Here is a 17,806-nt window from a genome sequence, read left to right as displayed (position 1 = left end):
GGTGAAAAGTTGTCTCAACGGCGGTTTCCGCAGTTGACGCGCTGTCAAGGGCGGCCTAACGTCGTTGACCAAATGTCCGGATCGACGGTCCGGACGTGACACGACGGAAGATCGAGGAGCAAGAGCGGGGACTTACCGATGGCCGAAGAGAGTCCGATGACGGCGCGAGTCCAGACGAGGCCGAGGCGATGACCCAGCTTTTCGACCACACGACGTCGGCGGTCACACCTGGGCACGACGAGCCTCAGGAATTCCTTCCCGCGCCCCTGCACCCGGATTGCCTGGCCACCGAAGCCATGGCGGTCGGCCTGCAGGGTATCGACCGGAACCTGGCGACCCAGCTGGCCGACCGGGCCCTCGCCACCGCACCGTGCATGAACGACCTCCGCTGCGTGTGGCGTGCGGTGTCCGTGCTGCTCATCGCCCGTGCCATCCGAGCGCTCGACGCACATTGCACCCGCCTCGCCGGCCGGACCGGACCGGCAGGCCCCGCCACCGATCTGGTGTGGCCGCTGGTCCGCGCTCAGATCGCCCGGTTGGCAGGCGATCTGGCCGGCGCCCGGGACAGGTTGTCAGGGCTGTTGGGACCCGGTGTTCCGCGCAGCGTGCGGCACCTCGCCCTGGCCTGGCAGCTCGAGACCCTGGTCCGGGCGGGCGAGATCGAAGAAGCCACGACCCTCGCCAAGGAAAGCGATCTCAACGGCCTGACCGGGCGTCCCTCGGCCCACCGGCCGCTGCTGCTGGCAGCTCGCGGCACGGTCCGGCTCGCCGAAGGCCGGTATCAGCAAGCACTGAACGACTTCGTCACCTGCGGCGAGACCCATGCTTTCGAGCACATGGCCAGTCAGGCCGTCCTGCACTGGCGCGCCATGGCCGCGTTCGCCGCCGCGGGATGCGGCCGTCCGGACCTCGCCCGTTCGCTGGCCGAGGGTGAATACGAAGCCGCGAAGCACTGCGGCGCCCCGGCCGGAGTCGGTTACGCCCTGTATGTGAAGGCCATGGTCGCAGGCCAGGGCCAGGAGGTCGCGCTGCTCGGCGACGCTGTCCAGCTGCTCGAAGTCGCCGGTGCCCGGGTCGAGCTCGCCACGGTGTGCCTGGAGTTCGGGCGTGCCCTCGACGCCGCCGGGGATGCCCCCCGGGCGGCCGGTCAGTTCTCGCTCGCGACGGAGCTCGCGCACGAGATCGGCAACCGCCGACTGGCCGGGGAAGTCGCCGTCGAGCAACGGAAGGTGGACAACGCCCCGCCCCGCAAGTCGCTGAGCCCGCAAGAACTTCGCGTCGCCAGTCTGGCCAGGGCCGGGTTCACCAACAAGGAGATCGCGGCGAGAACCGAGCTGACCGTACGAACGGTCGAGTTCCACCTCTCCGGCGTCTACCGCAAGCTCCGGCTCTCCAGCCGCAAAGAGCTGCTGGCCCCGGGTCTCGACCTCGGCTGAGCCTGGACCGACGACGAGTTTCGTTCGCGAAGTGATTCCCTCCGTTTAGACCGATCGGGTTCTTCCGCCCTGATAGTGGCCACCGACCCGGTGCAAGGTGACTTGCATCGGGCCGTTTTGTGCCCGCCAGTGGATGACGACTCGGTTTTTCGGAGGAGGTGCCGCCTGTGGGTGCGGGTGGCGTGCACATTCCGCCGGATGTGCGGAAGTTCTTGGAGTTCACTCTGGGGTTGTCGTGGCCGGAGAGTGACGATCAGGGCTTGGTCGCGTTGTGGAAGGCGTGGGAGGCGTTCGAGGACGCCGCCGGTGTGTACGAGGCCGCTGCCCGAGCGGCCGGAACTCAGGTACCGCACGTTCTGGAGGGTGAGACCGGGGAGTTCTTCGCCCACTGCCTGAACACCACGATCCCTGATGGTGTCGCCGGGCTCGGCGAGGCCGCGGGTGAGCTGGCGAAAATGGCGCAGAACGCCGCCGCCGACGTCTACAAAACCAAAGTCATGTTCGTCGTCTTCGCCGCCTTCACCCTGGCCTCCATCATCCACTTGATGGCCACCCTGATCGGCGCGCTGTTCACCGGGGTCGTCATCGCCGCGGCGAGGGTCGCGCTCACCGCGATCTGGCGAGCCCTGATCACCCGGCTCGGTCAACTCTCCCTCAGCGGCGGCCTCTCCCACGCCACCAAAACCGCACTCCTCAAATTCGCCAAAGACCTCGCCATCAAAACCGGCGGCTTCGCCGCCTTCGGCGCAGCACTCATGGGCGGCACCGACTTCGGCGTCCAAGCCCGCCAAATCGCCGACGGCGACCGCCAAGGCTGGGACACCAAATCCCTCACCTCATCCCTCGTCGGCGGCGCACTCGGCGGCGCCTTCGCCGGCATCTTCCACTCCGCCGCCGGAGGCATCCGCACCACCACCTTCAGCCTCCGCGACCGCCTCGCCACCCGCCATCCCGACGACCTCCTCGCCGACAACGTCACCGTCGGCCAGGTCGTCACCACCATCGACAAGCCCCTCGCCGCCCTCGGCGACCTCGCCTACGCCACCGGCCAGATGATCACCGTCGTCGCCACCGCACCCCTGATCAACCTCGCCCTCGGCGCCCCCGTCGGCAACCCCGCCCTCGGCGCCCTCGGAGCCCTCTCCCGCTACGGTGGCAGCCGCACCACCGGAACCACCAGCGGCACGCTCGACACCATCCACCCACCCCACATCCCCGACCTCACCATCCCCCAAGTCGAAAAGCCCGAGGACGCGGAGAAACCCTCTAGCACCGAAAAAGCGGAGACGACCGAACAACCTGGCCCAGGCAATACCAAAACACACGAATCACCACCCTCCTACACCCCGGCTGCCGGACAATCAGACCTCCGCCAAGACAAAACCCCCGCCTATACCACCAGCCCCCACGCCCTCGGCACACTCCATACCACCGCCGCGGCGTACGGCGGCTCCGGTGTCACAGTCACGACAACTTCGCCGCAGAGTGACGCGAACCCTCACGCGCCCCTTGTCGCCGACACGACACCGGCACCGGGAAACAAGGGCACCTCCACGCCGGACACCCTCGCGCCGAAGGTGGAACGCGGTTCACCCACCGACACCGCGAGTGCGCCACCCGGTCACCGGTTCCTCACCCCGGACACCGCGGTCGGCTCGGAGACCCGGCCCGACACGTCGAACCGGACCAGATCCACAAGTCCGCACACGACGTCATCACGTGTTCAGGCCGATCGCGCCGCCGCCCCGCTGAGCACCACCGCGGGCCTTTCACCGGCCCTGCCCACCGCGCGACCCGACACCACCGGCGGGCACCTCGCCGCCACCGCGCGCGCCGACGGCACGGCGCTGCCGGACAGCACCCAGTCCATCCTCACCGAGACCGCACCCGCCACCACCCGGCCCCCCGCCATGCCGGACACCCTCCATGTCCCAGCTCTCACGGACCTCGCACCGTCACCGCCGGAGTCCGAGCCCTCAGCGATCACCACGGCACGACCACACGACGTCCCCACGTCTTTACCGATCGAACCGGTGCGAGCCATCCCGCTACCGGGCAACGGTGGCGTGGCCTTCGTCCCCGACAGCTACACCACGAACATCACCAACGCCTTTCCCCACCCCGAACCCGGCGTCTTCCGCGTCATCGCCCAACACCGCGATAACACCTTCGCACTACCCGGACACCACACACTCGACCCGGCACACCAGCCCGCCAGGCTCATCGCAGCCCTTCAAGACCTCCCCACCCAGCTCGTCGCATGGAGCAAGCACACCAAAATCGACCTCCTCGCCTGCGACCTCACCCCCGCCTTGCTCGACCACCTCACCCCCGCCATCCACGCCACCTTCGGCGTCGAACTCCACGCCCCCTATCTCCACACCCCTCTCTTCGTCGCACCCACCGGCGGCATCAGCCTCACCGACCCAGGTATCCCCCACACGCTCCACCTCGCACCGAAACGCCGCTGGGGCGGCACGATGGCGGCCGATCCCGAAGATCCCCAGACCGCGGCGAGGCTCGCCGAGACCACCGCGAACATCCTCCACCAGTACGGCGACATCTCCACGCAGTGGCTCTCCTACTCGATTCCTCATGAGATCTTCCCGCAGAAGAAATTCGCCAAGCTGGCCAGAGACCAATTCAGGCAGGAACGGAACAAGCAGGCCGCTTCCGGCACACTGTGGAGTCCGCATTATCGCGGGAAACGCAATTACGAGAGTTACAACAAAGACGAGTTGAACGATCTCACCGCGTGGCTGTACCAAAAAGTCATCGCCGGCCCCGCGAGCAGTCCCCACGCGATAGCCAAGACCGCGGCGACAGCAGGCTTCGCCACCGGCTACTCGCATCTCGTGGACGCGGCGAGGGACGCGATAGATGCAGCGATGCTCGACGGCCGCCGCCACGCGAACTTGACGCTCGCCAATCCGGAGCACCGCGACAAAATCATCGCCCTGATCGACCGGATTATCGTGAACACCAGCGATCGCACTCAAGTTCAGACACTCGCCTCACTGAATGACTTGAACGTGCACGGACACAGCAATCTGCTACGCGCGCTGATAACCGAGCGTCAACAGGCGTTGGCGGACGATCCCGCGTTGTCCGAAGCCGCCCGGCAGCTAGGGCTCCCCATCGTGCGGCCGAGCGGCGCGTTTCTGGGCCGGTTCCTCGACGTGGCCAACGAAGCCGATCGAAGCTGGATCGACTCCCTCGCCTACGCCGCGACATGGGAACACAAGACCGCCACAGCCGACGAGCTGACCCACCTGCTACTGGATGAAGGCATCACGGGAGATCCCGGCGTCCTTCGCGAGATCGTCACCACCGTCATCGGCGAAGCCACTCTCCAGGGCGACCGGCTGCCCGTCCTCGACGCCGCCGATCAGGGCCAGCACGCCGCCATCCACGCCCGGACCGGCGCGATCGTCAACGTGACCCCGGCCCTCTACGCCTCCGCCGACCCGGTCACGGTCCTGGTCACGCACATGCGGACCCGACACATCACCGGCTCTCAGGACGACCTCGAAACCATCGCGCGCACCATCTTCGAGACCCCTGTGGAAAAGCTCACCCCGGACTATTCGCTCGCCCCGCTCGACCTGGACGAACTCCCTTCCGCGGCGCGGGCCATCGGAGTGGAGGGCGAACCCACCGGCTACGGGCCGGACACCTCACCGGCCGAGGCGGCACTCGCCACCACCGCCAAGCAACTCCTGCTCGAATTCGGCGACCTCAACATCAGATGCCTGGTCACCAGATGGCCGGACCCCAGCGGGAAAAGCAAGCCCTCGGTCAAAGAAATGAGCGATCATCTCACCGCGGAACGAGCCAGTCTCAGGGCCAGTGGTGAGCTGTGGCTTCCCACCTACCGAGGACTCCTCAACTCCGGTAAAGACGGCCACGCCGACGATCTTTCCGCCTGGTTGTACCGAAAAGTCGTCCTCGACCCCACGAAAGGCCCTACCGCGATAGCCTCCATCGCGGAAGCGACCGGCTTCACCACCGGCACTAAGCAGCTCCTGGAGGCGGCGAGGGCCGCCATGGAAGCAGCCACGAACGACGGCCGCCGTCACATGCACCTGACGATCACCAAACCGGAGCACCGCGACAGGGGCATCGCTCTGCTCGACCGGATTCTCGCGAACAGCTCCTCTCTCACGCAAAAACAGATAGCCGCGTCACTGATCGAATTCAACGCACACGGAGAGGAATCCGCGGTGCGCGCGCTGGCGAGCGAGCGTCAACAGGCGTTGGCGGACGATCCCGCGCTCGCCGAAGCCGCCCGGCAGCACGGCCTGCCCACCCTGCAACCGACCGGCACATACCACGGCCGGTTCCTCGACGTGGCCAACGAAGCCGATCAAAACTGGATCGGCTCACTCGCCTACGCCGCGGCATGGGAACGCAAAACCGACACCATCCAACAACTGGTCACCCTCCTGATCCAAGAAGGCATCCGTGACACGAACGGCGCCCTGACACCCCTGGTCACCCGAATCCTGGCCGAAGCCGACACCCACGGCGACCGCTACACCACACTCTCCACCCACCGGCCCGCCGACCACAACGCCATCCTGCGCCGCACCGGATCACTCGTCCTGAAAAACCACCACGAACTGTTCACCCGCGACCCCGCCCAAGCCACCACCCACCTCGTCCGGCACATGCGCCGCAACCACATCACCGGCCCCCAAAACACCCTCCGCGACATCGCCCACACCGTCTACACCCTCCCCACCCACCAACCACTACCCGGCACCCACACCATCCCCATCCCCACCCACGACGGCCTCATCGTCAACGCCATCCCCCTACCCGGCAACGGCGGCGTCGCCTTCGTCCCCACCACCTACGCCACCAACGTTCTCAACGCCTTTCCCCACCCCAGGCCGGGCGTGTTCACTCTGGTCGTCCACCACCGGAACGACCTGTTCCTGCTGCCTGGCGAGGGTGTGCGGCCCGTCCCCCACCAGGCCGCGCAGCTGGTCGAAACCCTCGGACACCTGCCCTCACGGCTGGCGGGATGGCACAACTACCGGGAAATCGAGCTCTTCGCCTGCGATCTCCCCGCCGGCCACACCGGCCGGCTCGCCGCCATCGCCCGTGCGGCTCTCGGTGTCGAACTCACTTCCGCCCACCCTGGCCGCTTCGTCTCCATCACCCGCGGCGGCGATATCGTCGCCACCGTCGAGCGACCCACCGGCCTGCCGCCCGGCACGCTCACCCTCGGCGGCAAACGCGGACAATCGACATACTCCGAAAGCAGTGTCAAACACCCGCGGATCGATGAGGATCCGAATCACGGCCTCAGTCCCGAACAGGCGGAGTCCCTCCGTTCCGCCGCTACCGAGCAAGTTGTCACCCGCCTCATCGAGGAGGGGCTCCTCGGGGATCCCGCGGCGCTGACCGAAGTGGTCGTTCAGGCGGCGGCCGAAGCGGCCCGGCGCCGCGCCCCGGCACCGCCGCTCCCCTTCGTGGACGAAGTCCTTCGCCGGCGGAGCGGCGAGATCCTGCTGTCCGATCCGGAACTCCGGGATCCCGACAACCCCGACAGGATGACCGGCCTCGTCAGGGCGCCGGGAGAACGGCAAGTCACCACACCGGAAGACGTTCTGCGCGACCACGCCCAGACCATGCTCGCGATCCGGCCCGATGTTCCGCCAGCAGGCTCCTTGTCGATCCCTGTCACCTCACCTACCGGGATACCAGTGAGGGCGATGCCCTTCGCCGGCGGTGTCGCCTTCGTCAGCGAAGCCTTCACCCAGAACATCTTCAACGCTTTCCCGGAGCCGAACACGGGCACCCTGCGCGTCGTCGTCCCCCGTGAACACCACCGAGGGGGCGCCTTCCTCCTACCCGGTTTCCTCACTTCCGTCGAGGTCGGGCATGACCCCGATCAGTTCGCCGAGGTGCTCGCCAAGCTCCCCGCCTCGATCGCCGCTTGGGCGTCGACCGGCACGATCGAACTGTTCTCCTGCCGTGTCACCCCCGAGTCAGGGACGAACCTCACCCGGCTCATCCGCCGGCGAACCGGCTGGCGGCATCTGGATCTCACCGTCGCGCATCCGAACAAGCCCGTCGCCTTCACTCCCACGGGTGGCCGCCGTCTCGCCGACAACGGCAATCACCCCGCCGGCACTCTCATCCTCGGCTCTGAGGCCGCCTCGGTGTCGGCGGTCCGAGGCGAGATAGACGGGTCGATCTATTACCGCTACATCGACAGTGGCGGGGTCGTCCGCGCGGTCGCCTTCTGGCACAAGGAGCAGGCCGAAACCCTCGCGCAAACCATGCAGGGCCGGGATCTGGCCGCTCAGCTGGGTCATCCGGGTGCCCGGGTTATCTTCACCCACCATGTCCGGGACCGGTTCTTGATCTCGCGCGAGGAGGATCGCTTACGCCGAGCGAGCGCAACGATCATGTTCAGGATTTTCGACGCGCTCGTGCAGGATGGGGTCCTGCCCTGGCGCCAGGAGAACCTCCTGCTGGCCTCGTGCGAAGTCAGCCAGGCCGAAGCCGACCAATTCCGAGAGCTCGCGCGCGACCACGGCTACACCGGCGACCTACGCGTGATCACGGACCAGATCGTCGAGATCGATCCGGACGCCGGTGCCTCACTTCTGCCTCCGAAAGCGCGCGGCGCGAATTCCGGCAACGACCAGACTCCAGAGGGGGGCGGCGCTGGCGGTCGCGCCATCCGCTTCGGATTCGTCGAGGAAAATGAAGCGGAGTCTTCAGCGGTTTCGCGTGACACAGCCGTTCCCGCCTTGCCCGCCCCTGCTGCTCCGCTGGCTGAAGTCGCTTCCTTGAAGCCGGAAGCCGATGGGGCGCTGCTGGACCGGGCCACGCTGCCCACCATGTCGCGCCTGGCCGGGCTTCCCCTCGAAACGCTGGCCGGGGTGCTGGAGCGATTCCGGGTCGACAACGCCCCCGGCCTCGCCCCCGCATCTCACCTGAACGCCTGGGTCGAAGCACAGTTCTCAAGCCGTTCGACGGGGAACCGGTCACTACCGCTGTCCGAGGTAGCGGGACGCACCGGTGGTTTGGTGACAGGACGGGAGATCGCCGAAATCCTGGCCAGGAAGGTGGTCGACGCGCACGGAAGCCTTACTCCCGCCGCGGTACGCCTCCAGCTGAATACCGAAGGCATCCGGCACCCGGAACTGAACACAGCGATCACCGAGGCGCTGGCGCGGGCCGAAGCCGAAGGTTCCGCGTGGCGCCCGGCCTATCGAGGAGACCGGCGGCCGGGGGTGTTCGCCCCGGACGAACCGGGCCCGGCCACTCTTCTACTCTGGCGGCTGGCCGTCGACCACCCGCGGGACACCGCCGCCGGTTTGGCGCATCGCGCCGAGCAGGCGGGCCTCCTCGGCGGAGAAGACCTCGTGCGCAACGCCGAACTGGCTGTCGACTCCGCCGTGCACGACCAGCGGAGGGTCCTCTCGGCGGCCAGGCCGAGCGACCATCCGCGTATCCACTCCTTGATCGACGCGCTGCTGGTCAGCGAACCCGGGCTCGACACTCCCGCTCTAGTGGACCGTCTGCGGGGGCACAGCGTCCAAGAAGGACTCCGTGGCCTGCATCAGCTGGTGGAGGCCCGCCTGGGGCTCCCCGCCATGGACCCCGAGGCCGCCCGGGCGCTGCTGGCTCCCCGGCCGGCCGGGGCGATCCTGGGCCGCGTTCTCGACTCGGCCGATGCCGGGAACCGCGAGATCATCGGGCATCTCGCCTACGCCACCGCCTGGACCCACAAGACCGACACCGTCGAGCAGCTGGCCACGCGACTGCGCCGGGACGGGGTCACCGGGCCGGAGCCGGACCTGCTCCGCGTGATCACCGAGGCGGTGGCCGAAGCCGACCTCCACGGTGACCGGCTCGAATCCCTGCCCGCCGATCGCCCCGCGTATCACCACCTCCTGAGGCTTCGCGTCGAACAGATCCTCGCCGACAAGCCTTCCCTGCGCGATTCCCGCAACCCGGAGCGGCTCACGCAGCTGGTCCGCCAGATGCGCCTCCACAAGGTCACCGGCCCCCAGTACCTGCTGACCGCCCACGCACACAGCGCGCTCACCCGCCCCGCAACGACACCGCTCGGCTCGGGTGGGACCACTGTCGGCGCCGGTTTCCCCGCTCCCACGCCGACACCGCGAGCCACCCCGACCGCCCGCTACCAGCACCTCATCGACGCCGACGGCACCGTCACCGGAGTCGGCTTCCTACCCGAAACCGAAGCCTCCACCCTCCACGCCGCCGCGGCCCGCCACGACCTCGCCACCCAGCTCGGCCACCCCGGCGCCCGGCTCGTCTTCGCCCACCACGACCACACCGGCTACACCGTCCCCGACCCCACCGACGCTTCCGGTCTCTTCGACGCCCTCGACATCACCCTCGCCGGGCTGGGTGCCACCTGGAAACACCAGGACATCCTCCTAGTCACCTGCCTCCCCGACCCCACCCACACCGAACAGTTCCGCGCCACCGCACGAGCACGCGGCTATCGCGGCGCCATCCACGCCACCACCAGCCCGCACACCGAAATCACCGAACACCACGGCGCACGCCCCCTCCACCCCGGCGACACCCCCCATGAAAACGCCGTCATCCTCAACCCCACAAGCCAGACGGTCACTTTCGCCAAAGGGGTCCGTGACCTGATGGCGGGAGACTGGTTCAACGCCGATCATCCGGCCCAGCGGGTCATCCAGCTGGGAGAATCCCTCTACGACGGCCTGCTCAACGCCTACGAGTCCAGGGGCGAGCTTCCCGAGATCGAGGTCCACGGCTACGGCAACTCCCGGCGTCCGGGGCGGGCCATGGCCACGAGTGTCGCCCGCGCGGATTCGGTGGTCGTCGCGCTGCTGTTCGGCCTGAACGTCGCCCACCAGAACCGGCCCGCCGCCGACAGGCTTCCCGACTTCGATCTGGTGCCCCAGGCGATGACGAAGATCACTCACGGCCGAGCGGGATCCCCGTTGAGCAGCGGCCGCGATCTCGAGGAACGACGCCGCGGCGTGTTCGTGCGCATACCGGCGTTCCCACTGCCCGCCGGACGGGTTCCCACGTTCACGTACCGGAATCCGTCCGGTATGGACATCTCCTGGATGGAGCCTCTTCGATTCGGCAGCCGGTTCGATCCGATCAGGGTTCCCCGGGACTTTCTCGTCCCCCCGGGCCCCGCCCTGGCCTTGGAGAGCCCGACCGGTGCGATGATCTTCCCTAACTGCCTGGTCGCGATGAGATCGGAATGGAGCCGGATTCGCCGGTATCAGGGTGTGATCTCACTGTGGCTCCGGGTGAATCACCATACCGGCGAGGTGCTACTCCGGGGCGGACTCACCATGCCCTACCGCGACTTCGCGACCTGGGTCCACGAGATGCTGAACGGAGCACCGGACGCCCAGAGGCTGTTGCTGCTGACCAGCCATGGCGGCGAACAACCGCGGCGCACCGAAAGCCAGCCCGGCGTGCCCGGAGCCTCGCTCGGCGGAATTCTGTCCTCGATCACACACGGCCGCGTCCTCACCACGCTCACCGGCACGACCTGGACGTACGGAGGCGAACTGCACGCCAACCGCTGGGGCCTCTTCCACGACGGCGCCCTGCTCGAGGTCTACGACAGGCCCAGAACTGGGAACTACGAGGGCTCCGCGGTTCATTACGCGGTCGCCGCCGCCCGCCTGGAATACCCGCGGCATGCTGAGACCGCACAATCCGTGGACCGGTTGACGGCTGCGGCGGCCGCGGACGCCTACATCAATCCACCGCCTCCACCGCCTCCGCTGCCCAGCGCTTCCAAGCCGGTGAAACTTCCCGCGCGAACCAGGATCAAATTCTCACCGGATTCGCCCAGAATCGAACTTCGCTACCGCAACGAACTCGAACGACTCTTTCGCCAGGTATACCTTCACGCCCAAGAGGCCTATGACGAGGCGGAAACCTTTCCCCAGGTGGTCATCACCGGTCTCGAAGAAGACACGCCAAGGTCGAAACAGCTGGGAAAGACTCGCGCACGGACCGTCAAAGACCTGGCAGTGCAGTGGATGGCCAAGGAACTCGACGAGCGAGCCGCACGCCGTGAATCAACATTCGACGCGGGATCCCCGGAAGAGAGCAAAGCTTTTCTGGAGTCCTTCATCCGCCTCGGCTCCCGCCCTTACGACGGCGACACGACCCACGAGGTCGTCATCGAACTGTTCAATCTCCGGGAAACAGCGGAAGAAGCGGCGGGCGCCTCGTCCGCGAGCCGGCCGAGCACACCGCACGCCGCCCCGAGCGCCCTCTACCAACACCTCGTCGACGCCGACGGCACCATCACCGGAGTCGGCTTCCTACCCGAGCACGAAGCCCCCGCCCTGCGCGTCGCAGCGGCCCGCTACGACCTCGCCACCCAACTCGGCCACCCCGGCGCCCGGCTCGTGTTCGCCCACCACGACCACACCGGCTACACCATCCCCTATCCCGCCGGCCCAGCCACTTTCTTCACCACCCTCGACACCACCCTCGCTTACCTCGGCACCACCTGGAAACACCACGACATCCTCCTCGTCACCTGCCTCCCCGACCCCACCCACACCGAACAAATCCGCACCACCGCACAAGAACTCGGCTACCAAGGCACCATTCACACCACCACCAGCCCCCACACCGAAATCACCGAACACCACGGCGCACGCCCCCTCCACCCCGGCGACACCCCCCACCCCGAAGCCGTCATCCTCAACCCCACAAACCAAACCATCAGATTTCCTCAAGGCGCACGCTCGGTTGTGGACCACGACGCCGTGGACCGACTCCACGCTTTAGGGACAGCTCTCTACTCTCCCCTGGTGAACGCCCAGCGGGCCGGAGGACCCTTTCCCAGGATCGAGATCACCGGGTATGGAAACTCCCGGATTACCGCGCAGGCCACCGCGACCGGTCAGGAACGCGCGGATTCGGTGCGCTTGCGGATCCTGAACGGCATGAGGGAGGAGCACGAAAGCCGGGAGTCCGGCACAGCCAGCACCGATCCCGCGCAGCTGGCACAGGCGATCGTGGCCACTTCAGGCGGCCGTGCCCCATCCCCCAAGAGCCTCGGCGGCACCTTGACGGAACGACGTCGCAGCGCCTTCGTCGAGATTCCGCCCTTCCCCCAGGCTCCGGCGCGGGTGCCCACATTCACCTATCGGGATCCTCACGGAGTCGACTCGTCGATGCTCGGGCCACTCCGTTTTTCCCCCTCCTTCGGCCCAGAGCGCCTGGCCGAGCTCGGATTCCTCGTAGCGGAAGGCCCGGCTTTGGCCATGGAGGCGCCCGGCGGGGCGATGATCTTCCCGTCGCGGACGGATCTCATGGGGTTGGACTGGGGAGCGTTGCGTCCGTTCCACGGTGTCCTGACGATCTGGGCCCAGCCGAATCCCCGAGGTGAGGTGCTTCTGAGGGACAGCACCCGGGTTTCTTATCGCGACTTCGCGACCTGGGTGCGCGATATGGCGCCCGGCTCGCACAGGGTGCTGCTGCTTTCCGACCGAGCCGGTGAACAGCCGGGGCAGCGTCCCGACCATCCGGTCCGGCCCGATTTGTCGCTCGCCGCCATCCTCTCCGAAACCCTGGGCGGCTCGGTCCTCGCACCGATCGACCAGCTTTTGTCCGACGGCCGGACCTCTTTCGCTCTACGTTGGGGTTTGTTCAGAAACGGTGAGCTCGTCGCCGTCCACTCGCGGGAGCCCATCGGCTGGCGGCACGAGCTCGGCCACACGGAGGCGGTCCGGGACTCGGGCCTCGCCGCGCCGTCGGTGCCGTGGCACCCGTTGACCGCGACCGAGAACGCCGAGCGAGCGGCCATGGCTGAGCAGCGGGCCACCATGGCCGCCGAAGCCGCCGAGGCCTACCTGGCGCCACCGGCGGTGGGGCCCGCGACGCCGGCCGCACCCGCCCCGTCCGTCCTCGACGCCCATGTCGCTCCACCCGGCGCCGCCTACGCCAGGCCACCGGTCCCCGGCGCGGAGCCGATCACGCTCCCCCGGCAGGTCGAGGTCAGGTTCCCGCCAGGTCCGGCTGTCGTCCGCGACGGCAACCGGCATCTGGAGAACCTCTTCCGTCACGTCTACGTGCGCGCGCTTCGGGTTGCGGCGAACGCCGGATACGACTACCCGCATGTCTTCATCACCGGCCTCTTCGACTCCCCCGCCACCGGCACCGCGCAGGCCTCGGCGCGAGCCAAGGCGCGCGCGTCCGAGCTCAAAGCACGTGCGGCTGAATGGTTCACTCGTGAAGAAGCGGCGAGGAGAGCCCGCCGGCAAGAACGGTTCGGCCCCGACTCGGAGATTTCGGCCGTCGCGGAGCACCTTTTCCGGGTCGGCGAGTCGCGCGCTCGCACCGGCGGCCAGTCGCACGATGTGGTGATCGAGATCATGAACACGTCGGGCGACGACGAGGCTCCGCTCCCCTGACCGGCTCGCACGGGTCGTGAGTGGCGTTTCGGGTTCTATTTGAGGGGTAAGGCAAATGTGGCGTGTTGTGTCGCTCGTCCGCACGTCGGCCTCGGGTGTCGCGAAAGCCACTTTCGGGACATCAGGCGTCCTGAAAGTGGCTTTCGTGACACCTCCGGGCCTCCGTCACCCACGACGACCGCAAGACCCGAGGTGAAGGGGACTTTCCGCTCATGCGATGAGGGGAAAGTCCCCTTCGCCTCGGTCGTCACCGTCGAGCGCAGGTCACGGACTCGACACCCGACAGGACACCTTTGCCTACCCCTCAATAGAACACTCATTGCCACTCACGACCACCTGGACCGACCTGGCGAAGGAGTTGTGGGCATGTCGCGACGCGTGATGCCATCGGGACCGCTGGGTCGGGTCCGTTGAGGCGGGGTGGTCGTGATGCGAAAGCCACGTTCACAACCTTCACCGTTGCGAAAGTGGCTTTCGCGACACCTCCGAGCCTCCGCCGCTCACGACCCCCTACCACAGCAACCCTCAAAAAGTCGTCATGGAGCTGCCAGGCAGCAGGAGGGCCGTCCCGCGGGTCCGCCGCGTGGAACGCCCGTTTTGGTCCAGCCACGCCCTGTTCCAGAATCCGGAGATGACACAGCACGTTCCGGGGCCACACGGACGACGATCGGGCTCGGAACGCCCAGCGTCCGCGAGAGAGGTGTCGATGCGTACCGAATCCGGAGCTGCCGAGGCTGAGACCGAGGCGGGTTACGCGGTACTGAGCCCGGAACTACACGATGGGGACAGGATCCTCCGCTGCCCGGCGAGCGGTCTGCTCCGTGGATCACTCCGTCGCGCCGGTGTCCCGATCCAGGAACGTTCGCGGCTCGACACAGCGGACCAGACCCTGCACATCGTCAGCAAACCTCTCGATGACTACGAGGATCTCGCGGTCTTCGCCGGTGCTTCCACCGCCCACCACGACACCGTCAGCCGGGTCGTGGCCACCTGGAGCGCGGTCACCGCGCCCCGACGGGTGTTGCTGGCTTCCCCGCGGTCTTTCTGCGCGGGGGTGGAAAGGGCGATCGAGATAGTCGAAAGAGTCCTCGAGGATCGGCGAACCCCTGTCTACGTCAGGAAACAGATCGTCCACAACGCACACGTCGTCGACGACCTGGCGAGCCGGGGCGCGAAGTTCGTCGACGAGCTCGACGAGGTGCCCGACGGGGCCACCGTGGTCTTCTCCGCACACGGCGTCTCCCCCGCAGTACGGAAGGAAGCCGACCGACGTGGTCTCGAAGTGATCGACGGCAGCTGCCCGCTGGTGACGAAGGTGCACTCCGAAGCCAAGAGGTTCGCGGCACGCGGTGACACGATCGTCCTGATCGGTCACGCGGGACACGAAGAGGTCGAGGGCACGATGGGTGAGGCACCGGACGCGACAGTGCTCGTCGAAACCGCGGCCGACGTCGCAGATCTCGACCTGCCCGATCCGGAGCGGATCTCCTACCTCACGCAGACGACGCTCGGCGTCGACGAGACAGCGGACGTCGTCAAGGCCCTGCGCGCGAAGTTCCCCGCGCTGCGCGAACCGCCGACCGAAGACATCTGCTATGCCACCACGAACCGGCAGAACGCGGTGAAGGCGATCATGGCCGAGGCCGACCTGGTCCTGGTCGTCGGATCCCCGAACTCGTCGAACTCCGTGCGACTGGCCGAAATCCCCGGCCGCGCGGGCAAGTCCGCGCACCTCATCGGTGACACCGCCGACATCCGGCCCGAATGGCTGGCGGGGGCGGACACGGTCGGAGTGACCTCCGGCGCCTCCACTCCGCCGGGACTGGTCGACCAGGTCGTGGCCGCCCTGGGCGGCCTCGGCGAGGTCACCGTCGAAGAACGCGCCGTCACCCGCGAGACGATCCACTTCGGACTGCCCGCGGCCGTACGACGGCAGACCGGCTGACTATTCATGGGAAGAGGTGAACTCACGTGACCCGATCCTTTCCGGGCCTCTCGGAGCTCAAGGAGCTCGGCCACGATCGACTGTCCAAGCTGGCCGAGGAGATCAGGACGTTCCTGGTCCGGGAGGTGAGCCGCACAGGCGGTCACCTCGGCCCGAACCTCGGGGTCGTCGAGCTCACGCTGGCGGTGCACCGCGTGTTCGACTCGCCGAAGGACAAGATCGTCTTCGACACCGGCCATCAGTCCTACGTGCACAAGATCCTCACCGGACGCGCGGTCGACTTCGGCACCCTGCGCAAGGCCGGTGGGATCGCCGGGTATCCGCAGAACTACGAATCCGTCCACGACCTGGTCGAGAACTCGCACGCCTCGACCGCCCTGTCCTATGTGGATGGCCTGGCCAAGTCGTTCCGGTTGCGGGGCGAGAACGACCGGACAGCGGTCGCCGTGGTCGGTGACGGAGCCTTGACCGGTGGTCTCGCTTGGGAGGCACTGAACAATCTCGGCGCCGGCGGCTCCCCCGTCGTTGTGGTGCTGAACGACAACGGCCGCTCCTACGCGCCCACGGCCGGCGGCCTCGCCGACCACCTCGCCGCCCTCCGCTCGGGTGAAGGCACCGGAACCACTCTCTTCGAACTCCTCGGTCTCGGTTACCTCGGCCCGGTCGACGGGCACGACACGGCGGCGGTGGAAGAGGCGCTCCGCGAGGCCGCGTCTCGGCGCGAGCCGACCGTCGTGCACTGTGTGACGGAGAAGGGACACGGGTACGTCCACGCCGAAAACGACGAAGCGGACCGGATGCACGCCGTCGGCGCGATGGATCCGGAGACCGGCGAACAGAAGCCCGGGTCGGGCCGGAGCTGGACCAGCCTGTTCGGGGACGTCATCGCCGAGATCGGCGCCGAGCACGAAGACGTGGTCGCGATGACCGCCGCCATGCTGTTGCCCGTCGGGCTCGGCCGGTTCGCCCGGGAATTCCCGGAGCGGGTCATCGACGTCGGTATCTCCGAGCAGCACGCGGTGACCTCGGCCGCCGGTCTCGCGATGGGCGGGAGCCATCCGGTGGTCTGCGTGTACGCGACCTTCTTCAACCGCGCGTTCGACCAGGCTTTGATGGACGTCGCCCTGCACGGACTGCCGGTGACGTTCGTCCTGGACCGCGCGGGGGTCACCGGGCCCGACGGCCCCAGCCACCACGGGATGTGGGATCTGGCCCTGCTCGGCCGCATACCCGGCATGCGTGTCGCGGCCCCGCGGGACGCTGACCAGCTCTCGCTGTTGCTTCGCGAAGCGGTCGCGGTGTCCACCGGCCCGACGGCGGTGCGTTTTCCCAAGGCGACCGCGGGACCCGCGATCCCCGCCATGCAACGGATGGACGGTGTCGACCTGCTGCGCCGCAGCCCCGGCATGCCGTTGGACGTCCTGATCGTCGCCGCCGGGGTCACCGCCACCGCCGCGCTGGAAGCCGCTGAACTCCTGGAGAGCGAAGGCCTCGGCGTGACCGTGGTGGACCCCCGCTGGATCCTGCCGGTCAATCCGGTGCTCGTACACTTCGCGGCGCGGCACCGGCTCGTGGTGACGGTCGAGGACGGTGTCCGCGCTGGAGGGATGGGTTCCGCCCTGCGCGAGGCCGTTTCGGACACCCGGGTCACGACTCCGGTGGTGACTCTGGGGTTGCCCAAGTCGTTCCTCGCCCACGGCGATCGTGCCACCATCCTTCGCGCGTGCGGACTCGACGGCCCCTCGATCGCGCGGGTGGCGTCGGCGTCCATACCGGCTCTTCCCGAGGGCGCTCCCACCTCGGCGGAGGCCACTCGATGACCGTCGCGCTTGGTATGCCAGCGCTTCCTCCTCCCGTCCTCTCCGAGCGTCGCAAGACCCGACAGCTGCAGGTCGGGCCGGTCGGCGTCGGCAGCGAGCACCCGATCTCGGTGCAGTCGATGACCACCACGCTCACCTCGGACGTCAACGCGACCCTGCAGCAGATCGCCG

Annotated in this window: 5 protein-coding genes; all 5 read left to right on the top strand. The window is 67.8% G+C overall.

The features are described 5' to 3' along the window. Positions 1-188: 188 nt before the first annotated feature. Positions 189-1,436: a helix-turn-helix transcriptional regulator gene (locus tag CFP71_RS22165; RefSeq protein ID WP_093935861.1), complete on the top strand. Its 1,248-nt coding sequence runs from the start codon at positions 189-191 to the stop codon at positions 1,434-1,436. Positions 1,437-1,594: 158 nt separating this feature from the next. Next, positions 1,595-13,870 (top strand): WXG100-like domain-containing protein, encoded by a 12,276-nt coding sequence (locus CFP71_RS22160; RefSeq protein WP_482746722.1) that lies wholly within the window; start codon positions 1,595-1,597, stop codon positions 13,868-13,870. A 706-nt stretch (positions 13,871-14,576) separates the two neighbouring features. Beyond that, positions 14,577-15,815: a 4-hydroxy-3-methylbut-2-enyl diphosphate reductase gene (locus tag CFP71_RS22155; protein ID WP_208636008.1), complete on the top strand. Its 1,239-nt coding sequence runs from the start codon at positions 14,577-14,579 to the stop codon at positions 15,813-15,815. A gap of 26 nt (positions 15,816-15,841) precedes the next feature. Then, positions 15,842-17,635, top strand: coding sequence for a 1-deoxy-D-xylulose-5-phosphate synthase (locus CFP71_RS22150; protein ID WP_093935859.1), 1,794 nt, complete (start codon positions 15,842-15,844; stop codon positions 17,633-17,635). After that, positions 17,632-17,806, top strand: a 175-nt coding sequence (locus CFP71_RS43695) for a flavodoxin-dependent (E)-4-hydroxy-3-methylbut-2-enyl-diphosphate synthase (protein WP_167406229.1), incomplete at its 3' end; no start/stop codon positions are given. The genes CFP71_RS22150 and CFP71_RS43695, both read left to right, overlap by 4 nt.

This window comes from Amycolatopsis thailandensis, assembly GCF_002234405.1.
Lineage (GTDB): Bacteria > Actinomycetota > Actinomycetes > Mycobacteriales > Pseudonocardiaceae > Amycolatopsis > Amycolatopsis thailandensis.
The sequence above is the reverse complement of the archived record's forward strand: the minus strand, read 5'-3'. Positions and strand labels throughout refer to the sequence as shown.

Bases quoted from the DNA above. Each gene is read 5' to 3' on its own strand.
- CFP71_RS22165 (WP_093935861.1), top strand. From the start codon at position 189: ATGACCCAGCTTTTCGACCACACGACGTCGGCGGTCACACCTGGGCAC.
- CFP71_RS22155 (WP_208636008.1), top strand. From the start codon at position 14,577: ATGCGTACCGAATCCGGAGCTGCCGAGGCTGAGACCGAGGCGGGTTAC.